Annotated in this window: 15 protein-coding genes; 6 read left to right on the plus strand and 9 right to left on the minus strand. The window is 36.6% G+C overall.

What is annotated here, in order from left to right:
* Positions 1 to 48 precede the first annotated feature (48 nt).
* Genes WHC90_RS02545 through priA form a run of 5 tightly spaced genes read right to left on the minus strand, consistent with a single transcriptional unit; the run spans position 49 to position 5,243 of the window.
* Positions 49 to 1,179 carry a hypothetical protein gene (locus WHC90_RS02545; protein ID WP_188599563.1) on the minus strand — a complete coding sequence of 377 codons (1,131 nt, stop codon included), beginning with the start codon at positions 1,177 to 1,179 and terminating at the stop codon, positions 49 to 51.
* A 38-nt stretch (positions 1,180 to 1,217) separates the two neighbouring features.
* On the minus strand, positions 1,218 to 1,991 hold the full coding sequence (locus WHC90_RS02550) for a hypothetical protein (protein WP_188599562.1): 774 nt from the start codon (positions 1,989 to 1,991) through the stop codon (positions 1,218 to 1,220).
* Positions 1,981 to 2,541 carry an RNA polymerase sigma factor gene (locus WHC90_RS02555; protein WP_188599561.1) on the minus strand — a complete coding sequence of 187 codons (561 nt, stop codon included), beginning with the start codon at positions 2,539 to 2,541 and terminating at the stop codon, positions 1,981 to 1,983. The genes WHC90_RS02550 and WHC90_RS02555 overlap by 11 nt, the downstream gene beginning before the upstream one ends.
* Before the next feature lie 16 nt (positions 2,542 to 2,557).
* Positions 2,558 to 2,833, minus strand: a complete 276-nt coding sequence (locus WHC90_RS02560) for a hypothetical protein (protein WP_229664955.1) — start codon at positions 2,831 to 2,833, stop codon at positions 2,558 to 2,560.
* The gene (gene priA, locus WHC90_RS02565) at positions 2,823 to 5,243 is read right to left on the minus strand and encodes a replication restart helicase PriA (protein WP_188599559.1); all 2,421 of its coding nucleotides are present in this window, start codon (positions 5,241 to 5,243) and stop codon (positions 2,823 to 2,825) included. The genes WHC90_RS02560 and priA overlap by 11 nt, the downstream gene beginning before the upstream one ends.
* Positions 5,244 to 5,475: 232 nt before the next feature.
* Between priA and WHC90_RS02570 the strand changes: the two genes are divergently transcribed.
* Together WHC90_RS02570 and WHC90_RS02575 are read left to right on the plus strand one after the other, a co-directional pair.
* The gene (locus tag WHC90_RS02570; protein ID WP_188599558.1) at positions 5,476 to 5,883 is read left to right on the plus strand and encodes a MepB family protein; all 408 of its coding nucleotides are present in this window, start codon (positions 5,476 to 5,478) and stop codon (positions 5,881 to 5,883) included.
* Positions 5,870 to 6,502: a hypothetical protein gene (locus WHC90_RS02575; protein ID WP_188599557.1), complete on the plus strand. Its 633-nt coding sequence runs from the start codon at positions 5,870 to 5,872 to the stop codon at positions 6,500 to 6,502. The genes WHC90_RS02570 and WHC90_RS02575 overlap by 14 nt, the downstream gene beginning before the upstream one ends.
* Here WHC90_RS02575 and recG read toward each other — a convergent pair.
* Entirely contained in the window at positions 6,495 to 8,612 is a 2,118-nt protein-coding gene (recG, locus tag WHC90_RS02580) for an ATP-dependent DNA helicase RecG (protein WP_188599593.1), read from the minus strand. The two genes, WHC90_RS02575 and recG, sit on opposite strands and share 8 nt — an antisense overlap.
* A 127-nt stretch (positions 8,613 to 8,739) precedes the next feature.
* Between recG and WHC90_RS02585 the strand changes: the two genes are divergently transcribed.
* The 3 genes from WHC90_RS02585 (at position 8,740) to purL (ending at position 14,801) form a co-directional block, all read left to right on the plus strand.
* Entirely contained in the window at positions 8,740 to 9,951 is a 1,212-nt protein-coding gene (locus tag WHC90_RS02585) for an RsmB/NOP family class I SAM-dependent RNA methyltransferase (RefSeq protein ID WP_188599556.1), read from the plus strand.
* Between the two features lie 10 nt (positions 9,952 to 9,961).
* On the plus strand, positions 9,962 to 11,050 hold the full coding sequence (locus WHC90_RS02590) for an endonuclease (protein ID WP_188599555.1): 1,089 nt from the start codon (positions 9,962 to 9,964) through the stop codon (positions 11,048 to 11,050).
* 91 nt (positions 11,051 to 11,141) lie between these two features.
* Positions 11,142 to 14,801 carry a phosphoribosylformylglycinamidine synthase gene (purL, locus tag WHC90_RS02595; protein WP_188599554.1) on the plus strand — a complete coding sequence of 1,220 codons (3,660 nt, stop codon included), beginning with the start codon at positions 11,142 to 11,144 and terminating at the stop codon, positions 14,799 to 14,801.
* Between the two features lie 80 nt (positions 14,802 to 14,881).
* Here purL and WHC90_RS02600 read toward each other — a convergent pair whose 3' ends face one another.
* From WHC90_RS02600 to WHC90_RS02610, 3 genes are read right to left on the minus strand one after another with little or no spacing between them, the layout of a single operon-like run.
* Positions 14,882 to 17,296: an ABC transporter permease gene (locus WHC90_RS02600; protein ID WP_188599553.1), complete on the minus strand. Its 2,415-nt coding sequence runs from the start codon at positions 17,294 to 17,296 to the stop codon at positions 14,882 to 14,884.
* A gap of 39 nt (positions 17,297 to 17,335) precedes the next feature.
* Positions 17,336 to 18,037: an ABC transporter ATP-binding protein gene (locus WHC90_RS02605; protein ID WP_188599552.1), complete on the minus strand. Its 702-nt coding sequence runs from the start codon at positions 18,035 to 18,037 to the stop codon at positions 17,336 to 17,338.
* 13 nt (positions 18,038 to 18,050) lie between these two features.
* The gene (locus WHC90_RS02610; protein WP_188599551.1) at positions 18,051 to 19,295 is read right to left on the minus strand and encodes an efflux RND transporter periplasmic adaptor subunit; all 1,245 of its coding nucleotides are present in this window, start codon (positions 19,293 to 19,295) and stop codon (positions 18,051 to 18,053) included.
* A gap of 163 nt (positions 19,296 to 19,458) precedes the next feature.
* Here WHC90_RS02610 and WHC90_RS02615 point away from each other — a divergent pair, with 163 nt between their 5' ends.
* Positions 19,459 to 20,829 carry a sigma-54-dependent transcriptional regulator gene (locus WHC90_RS02615; protein ID WP_188599592.1) on the plus strand — a complete coding sequence of 457 codons (1,371 nt, stop codon included), beginning with the start codon at positions 19,459 to 19,461 and terminating at the stop codon, positions 20,827 to 20,829.
* The last annotated feature ends 163 nt before the right edge of the window (positions 20,830 to 20,992 follow it).

A 20,992-nucleotide genomic window follows, 5' to 3' on the forward strand; every position in this document is an offset into this window, starting at 1 on the left:
AAAGCGAAGTCTACAACTTCGCTTTTTTTTAAAAGATATGGGCTTGGTTTAATTAAAATCAAAACGGATTCCCATAGAAAAGTTTCGAGTTTCCGTATCCTTAAACAAAGGATTTAAATCATACTTGGCATACAACCCAAAAGACTTCCACGCCAAATAAGAACTCACTCCGTAGTTTAAAACATTGGTATTAAAGTCATCTTTTTGAACCTCTTCTACCTTAGTACCAGTGACATCTCTATACTCTAAGTATTGACGAGTCCCTAGCTTAAATCCAAAGAAAGCTCCAATACCGAAACGAACAGAATTATTGGTTCGATCTCTAAAAGTACCATCAGAAAACTCATCATTTCTAGAGAAATCCCATTCAAAATGGACTGGAAAAGTCATTTGAACATGACGTAATCTACTCTCTGTCAATTCTTGAGGGTGGACAACCAAATCAGTAACATCCCCATTAACAACGTGCATTTTATTATCTAAAGCTCTTAAGTTGTTCCATAAAAATGAAACTCCATATTTGATATATAATTTTGATGCTTCTCTAGACATGCGTGTTTTCCAAGTCCATCCTAGCTCATAGAAATGAGATTGCCAAAATTTGTACACAGAGTTGTCTAAACTAGACAATTGACCATCAACCAACACATTATTAACTCCCATTGCAAAAACAAATTGAGTTGTGGTACCTCTGTTGCGCTTTCCTCTTCGCTCCCAACGGGTGGTTCTTGAAGAGTTCCAATCAGAATCCCAATCAGTAGCATCATCGGTGTTTTTTATCCGAATATTAAAAGTCTTAGATCCAATTCTAAATGAGCCATCATCATCATACTCTTTATATTTGATTTCTTTTTCATCTAAATCGGCAATTTTCCCATTGGTTTTGTCTTGCACCAGTTGCTGTAACTTTTTCTCTTCTAAGCCTACCAAAATTTCTATTTGTTTGGCGTGGTAACTAGCTGCTTCGTTTTTTAAAGCGGTAGCCGTTTTTGCATCAATCTCTTTTTTATCCAATCGCTTGTTAATAGCTTCTACCTTGGTTTTTAAAGAATCTTTTTGAGATTTGGTAATCAGCTCTATATTTTTAGATATTTTTTTAACTTCACTCTCAAAAGTTTTCTCTTGAGAAAAGGCATGCACAGTGCATAACAATACGAATACTACTAGTATATGTTTCATCTTTTTAAAATATTATAAGTGGGTGATTTTTTCTTTTTTTAATTATTTCGGTTAGAAAAAGCTGTTGCTAAGCCCGTTATTTTTCCTTTGACGGTTTGCATAAAGCTCTTTTTAAAGGTTTCTTCATCGATAGTTCTCTCTACTTCTGCCAAAACCGTTTGCGCATCAATTTTTAAGGATGTTTTTTGCAATTCTTTTTCGATACTTTTTAAGACCTCATCTCTGTTTACATTATACTTAGCATAATAGGCCTTAACTTCTTTTGGACTGTTGGTTACGGCAAAAAGCAAGTCTGCACTGTTTACCCGAATTCTCGTAGACTGTTTAACAGGCTCTTGTTTAGTGCTATCAGATTTAGCTGTATTTTTTACAGGCTCTTTTTGAGTTTCCTTGTCTAAGCTTGCAATAACAGCTGTCTTCTTTTGCACCTGCTTAGGCGTATTTAAAGTGCTTTTTGATTTTTTCTTTTCTTTTGATAGTACTTCTGGCTCAGGAACCGAAACGATTACCTCTTCTACAGGCACCGTGTTCTTAAACGTAGGCTTTACAAAATTAGTGGTGTCTATAACAGGTTGTACCACTACATTATTTGGAAGCACTGGCTCAATCTTATCGCTAGGCACTAAGAAATACCCTACAGAAATTAAAATCGCAATACTCGCGGCGTATCTCCAAAATACGCGTTTCTTTTTTGGAGCAGCTTCTTGAGTATCTAGAGCATCTGATAAGCGATCCCATGCAGATGCAGAAGGTGCTATGCTTCTTTCTTTTAAAGCAGCTCGCAGTAATTTGTCTATATTATTAGTCTCCATGTACTATTGTTGTGTTTATCCGTTCATAAGCAGTTTGCAACCATTTTCTCGCTTTAAATAACTGCGATTTTGAGGTGCTCTCTGTAATGTTTAACTCTTGAGCAATTTCTGAGTGCTTATACCCTTCTATTGCATACAAATTAAACACCAACTTATAGCCTATCGGCAATTCATCAATTAATTTCTGAAGATCTTCTACAGCGGTGCTTTCTAAATTAGGCGTTGCCTGATCGTTAAAAACAAAATCTTCATCAACCAATTGTACTGGATTCTTTTTTCGCAAATGCGAGATACAGGTATTCACCATAATTCTTCGAATCCATCCTTCAAAACTTCCCTCGTGTTTAAAATTAGCTAAATGATTAAACACTTTTAAGAAGCCTGTAAGCATTAAATCTTCTGCATGATGAACATCTTTTACATACTGTCTACACACCCCAAGCATCTTAGGGCTATATAGATTGAACAATTGTTGTTGAGCCGCTCTTTTTTGCTGTACAGCCTCTTCAATCAAACGTTGTTCTTTAGTATGCAATGTTCTAATTTTCAATCCGGATGCTTTGGTTTTAATGCCTTACAAATATATAGACTACAAATGTTTTAAAAGGGTTGCCTGATGTATTAAAAAAAATAGTTTTTTTTAAAAAAAAGCACTGGTAAGAACCACAATCAGTCATTTTAACGCCAAAAGAAACCCCAAAAAACAAAGCACCAACAGAATGCTCTCTTCTCTCTTCTCTCTTCTCTCTTCTCTCTTCTCTCTTCTCTCTTCTCTCTTCTCTCTTCTCTCTTCTCTCTTCTCCCTTTTCTCTTTTCTCTTTTCTCTCAAAACTACTGCGCATCCACATCAATAATCAATCTGATAGGTCTAAAGGCAGCAACTGAAAAAAAGGTGTTCTGAATTTTTTCTATTTGTTGTTTGGTCGCTTTTAAAGATTGATTGGGCTTAATCTTAAGAGTAAGCTGTTTGATAAACTGGTTTCGAACTCTAGACACCACTGGTGCTGTTGGTCCTAAAACCTGATCACCATACACAGCTTCTAAGGCCTTAGCCAACCATTGAACACCCATATCTACCTTTTGATAATCCTTGTGCTTTAAGGTAAATTTAATCAAGCGATGGTAAGGCGGATACTGATACTGCCAACGCTCTTGCAATTGCTCTTTATACATGGCAGTATAATCTGTGGTGGTTACCTGCTGTAATATTTGATGGTACGGATTAAAAGTTTGTATGGCTACGTTTCCTTGTTTTTTAGACCTCCCAGCACGTCCAGCTACCTGAACCAGCATTTGATAACTGCGTTCATGGGCTCTAAAATCAGGGAAGTTAAGCAGGGTGTCGGCATTCAAAATACCCACCAAAGACACATTGTCAAAATCCAATCCTTTAGAAAGCATCTGAGTCCCTACTAAAATATCAATTTCTCTACTTTCAAATGCACTGATGATTTTTTGATAACCGTGCTTCCCTCGCGTGGTATCTAAATCCATTCTACCTATTTGATGATCTGGATACAAGGCTTTTAGTTCTAACTCTAATTGCTCAGTACCAAAACCTTTGGTATCTAAACTATTGCTTCCACAAGCGGCGCAATTATGCGGCATGGCACGTTGGTAATTGCAATAATGACAACGCAGTTCATTCTTAAATTTATGATAGGTTAGACTCACGTCGCAATTTGGACATTGAGGAGCCACACCACAGGTAGTACACTCCACTACTGGAGAAAAACCTCTTCGGTTCTGAAACAAGATCACCTGCTCTTTTGCCTCCAATGCTTCTGTAATCAAAGCCAATAACCGATCAGAAAAATGACCTTTCATTTGTTTTTTCCGATGCTTCTCTTTAATGTCGATCAGCTCCATCTTAGGCAACTGAACATTTCCAAAACGCCTGTTGAGACTCACCAAACCGTATTTTTGCTGCTCGGTATTATAAAAACTTTCTAATGAAGGAGTGGCAGATCCCAGCACGGTTTTTGCCTGATGCAAATGTGCCAATACCATGGCAGTATCTCTAGCGTGGTATCTGGGAGCAGGTTCAAACTGCTTGTAAGAAGTCTCGTGTTCTTCATCAACAACAATCAATCCTAAATTTGAAAAGGGCAAGAGCACTGATGAACGGGCTCCTAAAATAATTTGTGCCTTCGGTTTTTGCTGCAATACATTCATCCATACCTCTACCCGCTCGTTCATTGAGTACTTAGAGTGAAAGACAGAAATTTTATCGCCAAAATACCTTTCTAAACGGCTTATAATCTGAGTGGTCAAGGCAATTTCTGGAAGCAAAAACAAGACCTGCTTGCCAGTTTCCAATACCTTTTCTATTAATTTGGTATAGACTTCTGTTTTTCCAGAACTCGTAATCCCGTGTAATAAAACAATCTCTTTTTCTTTAAATGAAGCTTCAATCTCTTCTAAGGCAACTTCTTGATATGAGTTAAGCTCCTTAAGTGCTTGCGTGCTCCCGTCAAACTGAATGCGGTCGGTTTGAATTTCATACAATTCAAAAACACCTTTTTCTACTAGCGCCTTTATCACTGCCGATGACACTCCTGCACTTTCTTCAAGTGCTTTTACTTTGATAGGTTTTTTAGTACTCGCCAACTGAAAATAACCCAAAACGGCTTCTCGTTGTTTTTGCGCTCTACTCAAACTTACCAAAAGAGCTTCCAATCCTGTATCTGATGCATATTGCTGCTGAATACGAAGGTATTTTACCATCTTAGGCACATACTGTTCGTAGATTTCTTCTTTTACAATCAGCACTTCTTTTTGAAGCATTTCAGAAATGACAGGCAGCACCTTTTTCTTACCTAAGATATCAGCAACTTGATGTATGGTTAACTGTGATTGATGCTGTAAGGCCTCGTAAATTAAAAACTCTTCATCGGTCAAGACACTTTCATCTGCAAAAGCTGCATTGGCATACACCACTGTTTCACTTTCTAATAAAAATGCAGAAGGCAGTGCAGCGCGATACACATCGCCCAGCGCACACATATAATAGTTTGAGATCCACTCCCAATGCGCTAACTGTCGCTCGGTAACAATTGGAGTTTCATCTAAAATTTGATTGATCTCTTTGGCTTCGTACAAGCTAGGCGCCTCTTGATGTATGGCGTAAACCAAGGCAGTGTACATCTTGGTTTTCCCAAAAGAAACAGCCACGCGCATTCCTCTCTTTATAAAAGCAGCTTCTGCCTCCGTTACCGCATAGGTAAAGGTTTGCTTAATCGGAATGGGCAATATGACGTCTATAAAATGAATAAGGCTTTTGTTTTAATGTAAATTGTCATGTTGAGTATTACCAAAAATCTCATTGTTTTAAGAGATCTCTCAATCTTTTTATAAACTCATTTCTAAATGACATCTTGATTTCAAAACTACACAAATTTACCTACATAAGAAACAGAATTCAGAAGAAGAATTTAACAGCAATCGCTTGGTGTAACTTTTTAAAAAAGTGTTTATTTGTAAGATGAAAGAAATTGTTTCTGACTATCAACAAGAAATAGAAAGCAAGGAATACAAGGCTTGTTCTTATAAAATTAATGGGATCAAAATCATTGAAAGAACCGCTAAAAGGACTCCCAAAAAAATTGGACAGTTTGTAACTTGCTGGAAGCGAAACAAAAACGGCATTACAGAGCCTCACAAACAAACTGATGATTTTGAGTTCTTTATCATCAAAGCTATCACTAAAAATAACCGCGGCTTTTTTAAATTCCCAAAAGAGGTTTTAATCAATAAAGGCATAGTATCCACAGAAAAGAAAGACGGGAAAAGAGGTTTTAGAGTCTACCCTGCTTGGGACAAACCAACCAGCAAACAAGCGCAAAAAACGCAAGCATGGCAATTAACTTATTTTACAGATGAATCGAACTAAAAAAATTAGAGGACACAAACGCATATGGAAAGCCATTGATAATTGGGTGCAAAATAGCAAGCAGTTAGATCTGGAGTATGTAAAAAGTAACCAAAGAGATTATGTAAAAGTCTGGATACAACCTTATGGCAACATCCCTGTTTTAAATAGTGTTTTTGCGCCACCCAAAGGAAAAACGAGAAAGAAAATAATTGCTGGCCTGTTAGCGATTCACGATCATTGGAAACAACAATTAGATAAGCTTAATGAACCTTATTATTTACGCATCTGGTTTTATGACAATGATGTCTCAAATTCTCAAGTAGTCTGCGCTTTAGGATCCTGTTTAGATTTTTATGAAACCACCTTTCATAAGCCCAAAGAAAACAAACCCTTTCCATCTGATGCTCTGGGATTGCAATGGGAATACCGTTATAATGAAAACCACTACACCCTTGATGATATTGGAGACCCTGATGAGTTCTATTCATTTCAAGACTATGTTGACAATAAAAAAATGATTGAAAAAATCATGAAAGATCCAAAAACACGGATTTCAAAATTTACCGACAACAATGGTAAAACTACCACCTATTATTCAGAAAAACATGCCGATGTTTGGCTTGGTGCTGCTAACTAATATTTGCCCACAAGCCCTGTCTTTTTTGCAGCTCAGTATAGGTTTTCTTTAGCAAAGAATTTTCTGGTTTCGAAAGGTCTGCGTCGTCTTGTAAAATAGCCATCGCCATGTTACGTGCTTTGGTTAATATGGCAGTATCTTTTACCAAATCAGCAATTTTTAGGTTTACTACGCCACTCTGCTGAGTGCCCATTAAGTTCCCTGGTCCTCTTAATTTTAAATCCACTTCGGCAATCTGAAAACCATCCGAGGTATCCACCATGGTTTTTAAACGTATTTTGGCATCATCAGATAGTTTAAAGTCAGTCATTAGAATACAAAAACTTTGATCGGCTCCACGACCAACCCGACCACGCAACTGATGCAATTGACTCAATCCAAAACGCTCTGAACTCTCTACCACCATTACCGAGGCATTGGGTACATTAACTCCAACTTCTATTACGGTTGTCGCTACCATAATGTGGGTCTCCCCTTTTACAAAGCGTTGCATTTCATACTCCTTGTCTTCGGGTTTCATTTTTCCGTGAACGATGCTAATTTGATACTGTGGTTGTGGAAAATCTCTTGAGATACTTTCATAACCGTCCATCAAATCTTTATAATCCATGGCAGCAGATTCTTGAATAAGCGGATACACCACATAGACTTGCCTTCCCTTGGCTATTTCGTCTTTTAAAAACTTAAATACAGCCAATCGATTGCTGTCATAGCGATGTACTGTTTTAACTTCTTTTCTACCTGGAGGCAATTCATCAATCACAGAAATATCCAAATCACCATACAAAGACATCGCCAAGGTTCTTGGAATCGGTGTTGCGGTCATCACCAAAATATGTGGCGGTAATTTTAAAGCTACGTTTCCTTTTTGCCACATTTTAGAACGTTGTGCCACCCCAAATCGGTGCTGTTCATCAATAATAGCGATTCCTAAATTCTGAAACTGAACTTTGTCTTCTAGCAAGGCATGAGTTCCTACTAATATATGCAAGCTTCCTTCTTCTAGCTGTTGATGGATAATACGTCTTTGTTTTGCTTTTACAGACCCTGTTAATAAAGAAATAGACAAACCCAAGGGTGTCACCATTTCTGCTAGGGCATTGTAATGCTGAGTTGCCAATATCTCTGTAGGAGCAATCAATGCTGCCTGAAAACCGTTGTCTATCGCCAAAAGCATGCTTAGCAAGGCTACGATAGTCTTTCCGGAGCCAACATCTCCTTGTAACAAGCGATTCATATGTACTCCTGAGGCCACATCTTTTCTGATTTCTTTTAAAACTCTTTTCTGAGCATTGGTCAAATCAAAAGGCAAATGCTCCTTGTAAAAATTATTAAAATGTGTTCCTACATTTTCAAAAACAAAGCCCTTAAACTTGGATTGACGAATCAGTTTTTTGCGAAGCAATTGCAGTTGAATAAAAAACAACTCTTCAAACTTTAAACGGGTATGTGCTTTGGCCAACAGCTCCTGACTTTTTGGGAAATGAATATTGAGCATGGCCTCTCTTTTAGAAATCAATTGTTCTGATTGCAAAAGTGAGTTAGGCAGTGTTTCTTCAAAACGCCCGTTTATTTGCACAAATAGGTTTTGCATGAGTGTTCTATACACCTTATTGCTAAAGCCTTTATTGGTTAAGGTCTCTGTGGATGGATACACAGGCTGCATGCTCGAGTGGATTTTCTTTTGATGGGCGGTCAGCAATTCCATCTCTGGATGCGCAATTGAAAAACTGTTGTTATAGCTGTTCAATTTTCCGTACACCACATAGGGCGTGTTTATTTTTAAGGAATCTTTAATCCACTTTACTCCTTTAAACCAAACCAGTTCCATGGTTCCAGTTTCATCGATAAAAGTAGCCACCAATCGACTTCCTCGTTGCTGTTTTACCGTTTTTATTTGAGTAATTTTGCCGATCACCTGAACTTCAGCCTGACTGTTTTGCAGCTGATTTATTTTATAAAAAGTTGTTTTGTCTATATATCGAAATGGGAACAAATGCAGAAAATCATTACAGGTTCTTACACCCAATTCTTGCAACAACAAAGAAGCTCTGTTGGTGGTCATTCCTGTAATGTATGAAACTGGGTGCTGTAAGTTGTTCACGGGTATTTATCTGCTAGGAACCACGAAAATACATAATTTGCTCGAAAAAAAGAGCCGTGAATAAAAAATCAAAAAGTAAATTATAGCTGTAGGTTTATTCTTACCTTTGCACACGAATAAAATTAATAAAGAAATGAGGTTACACAGAAACTTAACATATGCAGTCATAGACAGCATTCGCGATGTTTTTAATGAGGGAGAATATGCAGGAAAAGCAGTAGAAAAAGCTTTAAAAAGAGATAAACGTTGGGGAAGCAGAGACCGTAAATTTGTGGCCGAAACCATTTATGAAATTATTCGTTGGAAACGTCTCTATGCAGAGATTGCAGAGGTTAAAGAGCCTTTTGACAGACCTAATTTATGGCGAATCTTTTCGGTTTGGTGTGTTTTAAAAGGAATTCCATTACCTGATTGGAACCAAATAGAGCCAACTCCTGCTCGAAGAATCAAAGGACGTTTTGATGAACTGTCTAAAATCAGAAAATTTAAAGAGTCTATTCCAGATTGGATGGATGAATTGTGTGCCAAAGAATTGGGCGAAGCCCTTTGGACCAAAGAGCTGCATGCTCTAAACATTCCTGCGGAAGTCATTTTAAGAGTAAACACCTTAACCAACACCAAAGAACAATTACAAGCAGAATTAGCTAAGGACAATATAGAAACGGTAACCCTACCTAACCACCCTGATGCTATAAAATTAGTAGAACGCGCCAACGTGTTTCAAACAGATGCCTTTAAAAATGGTCATTTTGAAGTACAAGATGCCTCTTCACAATTGGTGGCAGCCTATTTGGATGTAGAACCAGGGATGAAAGTAGTTGACACCTGTGCAGGTGCTGGTGGAAAAACCTTACACTTGTCTGCTTTGATGCAAAACAAAGGTCAAATTATTGCCATGGACATTTACGAAAGTAAATTGAGAAAATTAAAAGTTAGAGCCAAGAGAAACAAAGCTCATAACATAGACATGCGTGTGATTGACTCTACCAAGGCCATAAAAAAATTACACGGAAAAGCAGATCGCGTGCTTATAGATGCACCTTGTTCTGGTTTAGGAGTTTTAAGAAGAAACCCTGATTCTAAATGGAAATTACAACCAGAATTTATAGACCGAATTAAAGAAACACAACAAGAGATTTTACAGAGCTACTCTAAAATGTTAAAAGTTGGTGGAAAAATGGTCTATGCAACCTGTTCTGTATTGCCTTCAGAAAACCAAGAGCAAGTAGCTTTATTTTTAGCTTCTGAGGCAGGAAAAGGATTTAAGCTGGTTAAAGATCAAAAAAAACTAGCTTCAGTTTCTGGTTATGATGGATTCTATATGGCTTTGCTTGAAAAAAACTAAACCTAAATTGATGCTTAAGAAACTGTTTTTTGGATATTTTCTTATCTGGGGAATAGCCCTTATTAATGCTCAACAAGCTTATTATAAAGATGTAGATTTAACAGCCTCTGGCCTTGCACTAAAGCAAGCTTTGGCTGTAAAAATCATCTCGACACACACCCATACGCTAAGGTACACTCCAGGAGTCTGGGAAGCTTCTAAAGCTACCGATTTGTACCCTTCTATACCCAATAACGTAACACTTATCTACGGATGGGAGAACGGAACTGATTTGGAAATTACCAATGATCTATCAAGAGACAAAGGCTTTAGAGATAGCGGAAACAATCAGTTGTTTGTTTGGAATCGCGAGCATGTCTTTCCAAAATCACTAGCCAGCCCAAAACTTTCTACTAGCCAACCTGGGGCAGGAACTGATGCACACAATCTAAGACCTGCAGACAAACAGCGCAACGCAGAAAGAAGCAATGCTGTATTTGCTCCAGGATCTGGAACAGCCTCAAAAGCTGTTACTAATGGCTGGTTCCCAGGAGATCAATGGAAAGGTGATGTGGCCAGGATTATCATGTATATGTACCTGCGGTATGGAGATCAATGTTTGCCAACGGCAGTTGGTTTTGGAAGCTCAAGCAACACCCCTGATGCCATGCTTGATTTGTTTCTACAATGGAATGCAGAAGACCCTGTTTCTGAGCTCGAAAAAACCCGCAACGACTATCATCAAAACACCAGCAATACCTACGCTCAAGGAAATAGAAATCCTTTTATTGACAATCCATATTTGGCTACCAGAATATGGGGAGGGCCTGCTGCTCAAGATGTTTGGGGGCTGTATACTGCCTTAAGAGTATCGACAGAAAAGCTCGTTCAATTTAGTGTGTATCCCAATCCACTTAGAGGAAATAATCTACACTTACAACAATCAAAACAAGGGAAACTTACCAAAATAGAGATTTACTCAATGAGCTCAAAACTTGTTAGAACCATAGAAAATCCGACAAGAACTATTGATTTGGGTGTTTTACCCTCTGGGGTCTATCTGCTTAAAATTATTTCTACCAATGCAATAACACATGAAAAATTGATTAAAAACAACTAGATTTTTAAAATTTTGCGCTTCTTTTAGTCGATATAATTCAATAGAAAAAAGTAAATTTGCATTTTCAACACAACATACAAACTCAGAATAAATGATTCATTTCTTTGGAAACCAAAACAGCAAAGTTTTTGCAGTTCAAACAGTAAAAGAATTATCGGCTACAGATATCAGCAAATTAAACTGGTTATTTGGCAATCAATCTAAACTAACTACGGCGTCACTTGACGCTTTTTTTATTGGACCTCGTGCCGCAATGATTACTCCTTGGAGTACCAATGCCGTAGAAATCACTCAGAATATGGGTATAGAAGGCATCTTGCGGATCGAAGAATTTAGAAGCTGTTTAGCAGATTTTACCGATTTTGATCCTATGATTGATCAAAAATTTAATCAGCTAAATCAAGAAATGTTTAAGGTAGATGTTAAGCCAGAAGCTGTTTTAGAGATTGATGACATCGCTGCCTATAATCTTCAAGAAGGTTTGTCTTTAAGTGATGAAGAAGTTGACTACTTAGAAAACCTAGCAAAAAAAATAGATAGAAAATTAACCGATTCTGAAGTATTTGGTTTTAGCCAAGTAAACTCAGAACACTGTCGTCATAAAATATTTAACGGAACCTTTGTTATTGATGGAGATGAAAAGCCTGTTTCTTTATTTAAATTAATTAGAAACACTTCTGAAGCACATCCAAATGACATCGTTTCTGCTTACAAAGACAATGTAGCCTTTGTAAAAGGACCTAAAGTGCAGCAGTTTGCTCCTAAAACAGCAGACAAACCTGATTTTTACGAGATTAAAGATTACCAATCAGTCATCTCTTTAAAAGCAGAAACGCACAACTTCCCTACTACTGTAGAGCCATTTAACGGAGCTGCAACAGGTTCTGGAGGTGAGATAAGAGATCGTTTGGCTGGAGGAAAAGGTTCTTTGCCGCTGGCTGGAACAGCAGTATACATGACCTCTTACTCGCGTTTAAACGAACAAAGACCTTGGGAAAACGCCATGGATGAAAGAGCTTGGTTATACCAAACTCCTATGGATATTTTAATCAAAGCATCCAATGGTGCTTCTGATTTTGGAAACAAGTTTGGTCAACCTTTAATTTGTGGTTCTGTCCTTACTTTTGAACACGAAGAACACGCCAGAAAGCTCGGTTTTGATAAAGTAATCATGCAAGCTGGTGGTATCGGTTATGGAAAGGCTGATCAAGCATTAAAAGACACGCCTCAGAAAGGTGATAAAATTGTCATCCTAGGTGGAGACAATTATAGAATCGGTATGGGTGGAGCTGCAGTTTCATCTGCAGATACTGGAGCCTTTGCTTCGGGAATAGAACTCAACGCCATCCAACGATCGAATCCAGAAATGCAAAAACGTGCTGCCAATGCCATTAGAGGTATGATAGAAAGCGAGCAAAACACCATCGTTTCTATTCATGATCACGGTGCTGGCGGACATTTAAACTGTCTATCAGAGTTGGTTGAAGAAACTGGAGGTCTAATTGATTTAGACGCTTTACCTGTTGGAGATCCAACCCTGTCAGCAAAAGAAATTATCGGAAACGAATCTCAAGAACGTATGGGCTTGGTCATTGGTAAAGAAAACGTAGATACACTGCAAAAAATTGCAGAAAGAGAACGCTCTCCAATGTACACCGTTGGTGAAGTAACCAACGATCATCGCTTTACTTTTAAATCTAAAACCACTGGAGAGAAACCAATGGATTTAGACCTAAATGATATGTTTGGAAGCTCTCCAAAAACCATCATTACAGACAAAAGCGTTAAAAGAACCTATGAAGATGTTGCTTATAACAGCGCTGAGTTTGAAAGCTACCTAAAACAAGTGTTACAGTTAGAAGCTGTGGCTTGTAAAGACTGGCTTACCAACAAAGTAGACCGTTGTGTAGGTGGTAAGGTTGCCAAACAACAATGTGTTGGAGCCTTGCAAATCCCTTTAAATAATGTAGGTGTGATGGCTCTTGATTATCAAGGAAAAGAAGGAATTGCAACCTCTATTGGTCACTCTCCTATCTCTGGTTTGATCAACCCTACTGCAGGATCTAAAAATTCTATAGCAGAAGCCTTAACCAATCTTATTTGGGCACCCTTAAAAGACAATTTAAAAGGTGTTTCACTTTCTGCAAACTGGATGTGGCCTTGTAAAAATGAAGGTGAAGATGCTCGTTTGTATGAAGCAGTACAAGCCATTTCAGAATTTGCTATTGATTTAGAAATCAATGTCCCAACAGGGAAAGATTCTTTATCAATGAAACAAAAATACAAAGACCAAGAAGTACTTTCTCCTGGAACTGTCATCATTTCTGCGGTAGCAAATTGTACGGATATTAAAAAGGTAGTAGAACCTGTCTTAAAACCTCAAGGTGGCGCTATCTATTATATTAATTTTTCTCAAGACAGCTATCAATTAGGCGGTAGTTCTTTTGCACAAATCCTCAATAAAGTGGGTACAGATGCTCCAAGCATCACCAACAATCAATTGTTTAAAACAGCCTTTGATACTGTTCAAAAACTCATCAAGTCGAATGCCATTATTGCTGGACATGATGTCGCTTCTGGTGGTTTAATCACCACCTTATTAGAACTGTGTTTTGCAGAAAACAACTTAGGTGCAAGCTATGATTTATCTGAGCTTCAAGAAGCAGACAGCATAAAACTATTGTTTGCAGAAAATGCAGGAATTGTTTTTCAAGCTGTTGATGCATCGGTAGAGACTGTATTAAAACAAGCAGGCGTACCTTTTGCTAAAATTGGAGAAGCCAATATCTCTGGAATGGTTACTATTAAAAACGGTGCTGCTAATTTTAAGTTGTCTGTAGCAGCGTTAAGAGCACACTGGTACGAAACCTCTTACCTATTAGATCAAAAACAAACCGCAAATGGCTTGGCCAAAGAACGTAGAGATACTTTTGCAGATCAGCCTTTGCAATATACTTTCCCAACACATTTTACTGGGAAACTTCCAATACATCAAGGAAAAAGACCACTTGCTGCCATCATTCGTGAAAAAGGAAGTAATTCTGAGCGCGAAATGGCCAATGCAATGCATTTGGCTGGCTTTGATGTAAAAGATGTACACATGACCGATTTAATTTCTGGAAGAGAAACCCTAGAAGACATTCAATTTATTGGAGCTGTGGGTGGTTTTTCTAACTCAGATGTTTTAGGTTCTGCCAAAGGATGGGCAGGTGCCTTTTTATACAATGAAAAAGCCAATACCGCCTTAAAGAACTTCTTTAAGAGAGATGATACCTTATCGGTTGGAATCTGTAATGGTTGTCAATTGTGGATGGAGTTAGAACTCATCAATCCTGAGCACGAAACTCATGGTAAGATGTTGCACAATGATTCTAAAAAACACGAAAGTGCTTTTACCTCGGTAAAAATTCAAGAAAACAACTCTGTAATGCTCTCTAGCCTTGCAGGAAACACTTTAGGTGTGTGGATTTCTCATGGTGAGGGTAAATTTAATTTACCAATGCCAGAAGATCAGTACAATATCGTGGCAAAATACGGTTATGAGGCCTACCCTTCTAACCCAAATGGATCTGATTACAACACCGCAATGATGTGTGATGCAACAGGTCGTCATTTGGTAATGATGCCACATATAGAGCGTTCTACTTTTCAATGGAACTGGGCAAACTACCCTGATGGAAGAAACGATGAAGTTTCTCCTTGGTTAGAAGCCTTTGTCAATGCTAAAAATTGGATCGTAAACAAAAAATAAGGTTCAAATTTAAATTTCGTTTATAAAAAAACAGCTTTTGAATTACTTCAAAAGCTGTTTTTATTTTACGACTCTAAGGCTTATTCAAATTTTAAATATTTGATCAAATTTATTTTTGTGGCCTTATACGCTTTTAGACCCACTACAACAAAAACCAACAGAATTAAAATCAATGGAGTAATTATAAAAGGTATAATTGGCAACCCAATTCTGTACACAAAATTATCCAACCAATTTTGCATAAAATAATAAGATATCGGAATTAGAATTACAGAAGCTATAAGGGTCACCTTTAAAAAACTTTTAATCAATTGATACATGATTTCGTTTACCGAAGCACCTAAGGTTTTTCGGATGGCAACCTCCTTTAGACGCTGTTGTATCGTTAAACTGGCCAATGCAAATAACCCTAAAAGGGACATAATAATAACGATGCTGGTCAATATAAAAAATAGGGTTTGTTGTTTTTGATACTTTACATACGTACTAGCAAAGCGTTTATTTAAAAACTGAGCATCAAAAGGATAGCCTTGTTCTATATTTTCTTTCCAATAACTTTCTATATACTTTAGAGTTTCTTGAACATTGTTCGGTTTAATTTTGAATTGAACTTTCCAAAAATTTTGCTTCATCCAATCAAAGCTGTTCCAATGCATAAATGCAGTAGGCGGAATCTTAGTATCCAAACCTAAAGTATTGTAATCTTTTACCATTCCAATTATGACCAAGTTTTTACCATCATTGTCTTTATCTCCAAAACCAGCATTCAATTTTTTTCCGATTGGATCGTCATAAATACCCAAGTTTTTAGCAAGTGTCTCATTGATTAGTATGTTCTTGATGGTGTCAGAAGCAAAATCTTCATTTAGGCCTCTACCCTTAAGAATCTTAATTTTCATTACATCAAGATAATTGTAATCAATGGCATTGGCATTTGTTTGAATTGATAGCTCTTTATAATTAAAATTTGTAGAATTTGAACTTCCTCCACCTATAGTAAATGAATTGCTCGTGATGGCCTCAATATTAGGGTGCTGTATCAATACTTTTTTTGCCAATTCATATTTTTTATATCGATTATCATATTGATTCATAGAAACCATAACAATTTGATCTCCTTCAAAACCTAGATCTTTATGAATCATATAATTAACTTGGTTATTAATAATGATAGAGCCCGTCAAGAAAAAACCAGAAATCAAAAACTGAAACCCCAACATGATATTTCGAGCTAAAATTCCTTTTTTACTTCTAGAAATATTTCCTTTTAATACTTCTACAGATTTAAAATTTGAAAGATAGACTCCTGCAATCACACCAATTAAAAGCGAAACAACGATGGCTACAATGGCATTTTTACTCAACAATGTCATGTTTAAAATATCAATATCCTTTTTCATAAAATCATTAAAGGAAGGCAAGATAAACTCAACGAGTATTAACGAAAAAATAAAGGCAATCACTCCTTGAAAAACAATTTCTAAGGAATACTCTTTTGTAAGGGTTCCTTTAGACATTCCCAAGGTTTTCTTTACGCCTACTTCTTTAGCTCTTTGCGTTGCAGAGGCTATGGATAAATTGATGAAATTTACACAAGAAATAATGATTAATAAAACAGACAGAGACATCATAATAATAATCAATTGATAGTTTCCTTTACCCTCTGGCCCTGCATCGTCTGTAATTGTTTTTAGGCGTACCTCTGTTAATGGTTCAAAAACCGGGGTTGTTCCGTGTTTTTCTATAAACTGTTCTGGAGTAATCCCATCAGCTTTTGCACCAGGTAATACAGCGTATTTATACCACACAGCTAATCCTTTTGTCTTTAGCGTCTCTGAAGTGGTGTTCTTATTTGTTTTTACAAATAAAATTTTTGAGAAATTTCCCCAGTGCCCTTCTGGTTCTTTATCATACTGAATAATGATAGATGGCATAAAATAATGCTTGCCTTCAATCTTATAGACAGTTGTTATTATATGAGATCTTCCATTAAAAGTAATCGTTTTACCAATAGCTGGTTCATTTCCAAATAAAATAACCGCTTGTTTTTCTGAAATGGCTGCATGATTTTTCGCTTTTTTAAAAGCTTCAGAGCTTCCATTGGTGATCTGAAAAGGGAAAAAATCAAAAAAATTATTAGCCCCTCTCAAAATGTCAGTTACATATAACTCCTTAGATCCTGTTTTTACGACAAAATCACCATACCAACCATCGTTTAAATACACGTCTGTTACCTCTGGGATCTCTTCTTTGTACTTAGTACCCTCAACGTCTGTGCTACTAGACCAAACATCACCATCAGAAAGTTGATGGATTACCCTAAACACCTTATCAGCATGTTGGTTTGTCTGGTTATAACTTTGTTCATCATTTAAATACAACATCACCATTAACAAACCAGCAAAACCAAGGGTTAGCCCCACTATATTAATGACCACATTGAGCCAGTTTTTTTTGCTATTTCTATAAAATATTTTTAACCAAGTTTGTAGCATTCTCTTGTGTTTTTTTGTGTGTTTAATTTCTTCTTAAAACTATTGAACCAAAATGTCCATCTTGTTTTCATTGCTGTGTTCTGAGATAATTTCACCATCTTTTAAGGTGACCACTCTACTTGAAAATTGGGCGTCGTATGACGAGTGTGTAACCATGATAATAGTAGCTCCTGATTGATGCAATTCTGTAAGTAGCTCCATTACTTCATTCCCACTTTTACTATCAAGGTTTCCGGTAGGCTCATCGGCCAATATTAATTTTGGATTTGTAACCAAAGCCCTTGCTACAGCAACTCTTTGTTGTTGACCACCTGAAAGTTGTAACGGAAAATGTTTTGCACGATGTGCGATTCCGATCCGTTCTAAAATGAGCTTCACACGCTCTTTGCGCTCTTTAGAAGGAACCTTATTGTAAATAAGCGGTAGCTCAACATTTTCATACACATTAAGTTCATCAATCAAATTAAAATTCTGAAAAACAAAACCAATATTGGCTTTGCGCAAACCCGAACGTTCTTTCTCAGTATACTTTGCAACTTCTTCTCCATCAAACTGATAACTTCCAGAGTTTGGTGCATCCAACAATCCAATAATATTTAACAAGGTTGATTTACCACAACCAGAGGCTCCCATGATAGAAACAAATTCTCCTTTTTGAACCTCTAAACTCAATGAATTGAGAGCAGTCGTTTCTACTTCTTCGGTTCTATACGTTTTTACTAAATCTTTAATTACAATCATCTTTATATATTTTTTATTGAATATTTATTTCTTCTATTTCATCAAAATCATCATAGCTTGAGGTAATTACTCGGTCACCAGCTTGTAAGCCCTCCAGTACTTCATAATAAAATGGGTTCTCTCTACCAATTCTTACGGTTCTCTTTACTGCGTGATTATCGCTGTCAAGCACAAAGACCCATTTTCCATTAGTACTTTGATAAAACAAACCCTTAGGCAATAACAAAGCTTTGCTATTATTAGATAAGAACAGTTTGGCTCTTAAAGACATCCCTCGTTTTACTTCTGTTAAATCATCTGGATTACTAAAAGACAACTCGATTTCAAATTGCCCATTAACCACCTCAGAAAATATTTTTGTCAACTGTATTTTATGATCTACACCATTTACCGAAGCAGTTCCTTCTATACCTTCTTCTAAAGTAGAAATATAGTATTCATCAATTTTAGCCAGTAGTTTATACCCATCTAGCACATCTATCTTTCCAATATTTTGACCTTGAGTATAGGTACTTCCTAGTTGTGGATTAAATGAAGACAGGAATCCGTCAATTGGTGCTTTTACGGTAAAATTGTCTTTATTACTCCTTAACAAACCAAGACTCTTTTGCATGTTTTTTAAAGAGACATTTAAGCTGTTTAATTGTACATAACTATCTGCTTTTTCAAGTGCAGCACTTTTTTTAATGACCTCATTGCGCTCCTTTTGAAAATGGTATTCTTGTTTTGAGATATCGTAATCATTTCTTGCTATCACTCCTTTAGAATACAACGTTGAATCTAGCACGTATTTGCGTTTGGCATTTTTAAAAGAATTATCAATACTCAATAATTGTTCATCCAAATTGAGTTGTTGATTTTTAATTGAAACTCTAATACTGTTCAAATTGTTAATTTGTTCTATCATGGCTGTTTCTTGTGTCAGGTAGTTTAACTCTGCATTAGGGTTATAAACTTTTAGCAAGGGAGTACCTTTTTTTACAAGGCGACCACTTTCTACAAAAACTTCTGCTACAGAGCCCCCTTGTATAACATTGACCAATACAGAAGTTTTTGGCGCTACTTTGCTATTGATTAAAACCACATCTTCAAAATCTCCAGACACAACTTCTTTAATTGCTAACTCATCTACGGGTAAGTTTACCTGTTTAGTTCTGCTAAAATTGAGAATTATAAAAATTAAGACAACTCCTATCAAAAGGAAGATCAATGCCTTTTTTGTATATTTATTTTTTTGATTTGTAATTTGTTTATCCATGAATCAATTTCAATTGTTTGATTAGCTAGATACCATAAATATGCCAGCTAAAAAAAAATTATAATTCATTAATTATCAGGTGATTAAAATAATTATATAAAAATAAAGTGTTCGTTATCGGACAATCTCTTGTTCAGAATCAAACATCTATGTACTTATGCATATGAGAAAAAAGGAAGCCACCATATTATTAGTTGACGATGATGATGATATTTTGTTTTCTGCTAGGTTGAGCCTAAAAAAACATTTTACAAAATTTATCACCACAAACAACCCTAAGACTATACTAAACCTGATCGCTTCAGAAACGGTTGATGTTGCTTTGTTGGATATGAATTACCACAGAGGCTTTGAAGATGGTAAAGAAGGACTCTATTGGCTAAAACAGATTAAAGAAATAAGCCCAGAAACAACCATTTTACTAATGACTGCTTTTGGAAGCGTTAATCTGGCTGTAGAAGCAATTAAACAAGGTGCTTCTGATTTTGTTTTAAAACCTTGGGATACAGAAAAGCTGTATGCTTCTGTATTGGCTGGTGTTGAACTTGCCAGATCAAAAAGAAAAAACACACAATTAGAAGCGATTCAGAATAATAAGAACAAAGATTTTCTTCAAAAAACAGAGCATCTTATAGGTAAGTCTCCTGCCATGACCAAGGCCATCTCTATGCTACAAAAAGTAGCTCCAACAGATGCAAATATTTTAATACTTGGAGAAAACGGAACTGGAAAATACGTTTTTGCAAAAGAGATTCATTTGCAATCTCATAGAAAGAATCAACCTTTTATCCATGTCGATTTAGGCGCATTAAATGAAAACTTATTTGAAAGCGAGTTGTTTGGGTATGCCAAAGGAGCTTTTACCGATGCAAACAAAGACAGCATAGGAAGGTTTGAGCTAGCCAAGGGAGGCACTATTTTTTTAGATGAAATTGGCAATCTACCCCTGCATTTACAATCTAAACTACTTACTGTTATTCAAAACAGAAAAGTAACACGTTTGGGAGAAGCCATAGAAAGAGCCATTGATGTTCGGATTATCTGTGCGACCAATGCCGATATCCATAAAATGGTAGAGGATCAAAATTTTAGACAAGATTTACTCTACAGAATTAACACCATTGAGTTAAATTTACCAGCACTCCGAGATCGCAAAGAAGACATATTGTTATTAGCCATGCATTTTTTAAAGCAAATGTCTGCGAAATACCGGAAAACGATTCAGGGGTTCACTAAAGAAGTTATTCAGCGTTTAGAAGCCTATCACTGGCCAGGAAACATAAGAGAATTAGAGCATATGGTAGAGCGGGCAGTCATTATTACAGAAGGACAAGAATTAGGTACCGATGATTTTTATTTTTCTACCGATAAGTCTACACCTATCGCTACAGACAATTTAAACCTTGAAGCAACAGAAAAAGCTTTAATACAAAGCGCTTTAGACAAACACCAAGGCAATATGAGTAGGGCTGCCAAAGATTTAGGCATCACCAGAACTGCCTTGTATAGAAGGCTAGACAAACATCAATTATAAACTTGAAGAATAAAAAGTACATCCGATTTTTTATACTAATGTCATTGCTAATCGCAACGAGCATATTAATCTACCTTAGTTTTACGGCCCACTATACCATAACTCCAATAGTATTAATACTCTTTTTATTTTTTCTGATTTATTTGCTTTTTGAGTGGCAAAA

This window comes from Polaribacter pacificus (assembly GCF_038024035.1).
Classification (GTDB): Bacteria; Bacteroidota; Bacteroidia; order Flavobacteriales; family Flavobacteriaceae; genus Polaribacter; species Polaribacter pacificus.

Bases quoted from the DNA above. Each gene is read 5' to 3' on its own strand.
- WHC90_RS02545 (WP_188599563.1), bottom strand. From the start codon at position 1,179: ATGAAACATATACTAGTAGTATTCGTATTGTTATGCACTGTGCATGCC.
- WHC90_RS02550 (WP_188599562.1), bottom strand. From the start codon at position 1,991: ATGGAGACTAATAATATAGACAAATTACTGCGAGCTGCTTTAAAAGAA.
- WHC90_RS02560 (WP_229664955.1), bottom strand. From the start codon at position 2,833: ATGCGCAGTAGTTTTGAGAGAAAAGAGAAAAGAGAAAAGGGAGAAGAG.
- WHC90_RS02570 (WP_188599558.1), top strand. From the start codon at position 5,476: ATGAAAGAAATTGTTTCTGACTATCAACAAGAAATAGAAAGCAAGGAA.
- WHC90_RS02575 (WP_188599557.1), top strand. From the start codon at position 5,870: ATGAATCGAACTAAAAAAATTAGAGGACACAAACGCATATGGAAAGCC.
- WHC90_RS02585 (WP_188599556.1), top strand. From the start codon at position 8,740: ATGAGGTTACACAGAAACTTAACATATGCAGTCATAGACAGCATTCGC.
- WHC90_RS02590 (WP_188599555.1), top strand. From the start codon at position 9,962: ATGCTTAAGAAACTGTTTTTTGGATATTTTCTTATCTGGGGAATAGCC.
- purL (WP_188599554.1), top strand. From the start codon at position 11,142: ATGATTCATTTCTTTGGAAACCAAAACAGCAAAGTTTTTGCAGTTCAA.
- WHC90_RS02600 (WP_188599553.1), bottom strand. From the start codon at position 17,296: ATGCTACAAACTTGGTTAAAAATATTTTATAGAAATAGCAAAAAAAAC.
- WHC90_RS02605 (WP_188599552.1), bottom strand. From the start codon at position 18,037: ATGATTGTAATTAAAGATTTAGTAAAAACGTATAGAACCGAAGAAGTA.
- WHC90_RS02610 (WP_188599551.1), bottom strand. From the start codon at position 19,295: ATGGATAAACAAATTACAAATCAAAAAAATAAATATACAAAAAAGGCA.
- WHC90_RS02615 (WP_188599592.1), top strand. From the start codon at position 19,459: ATGAGAAAAAAGGAAGCCACCATATTATTAGTTGACGATGATGATGAT.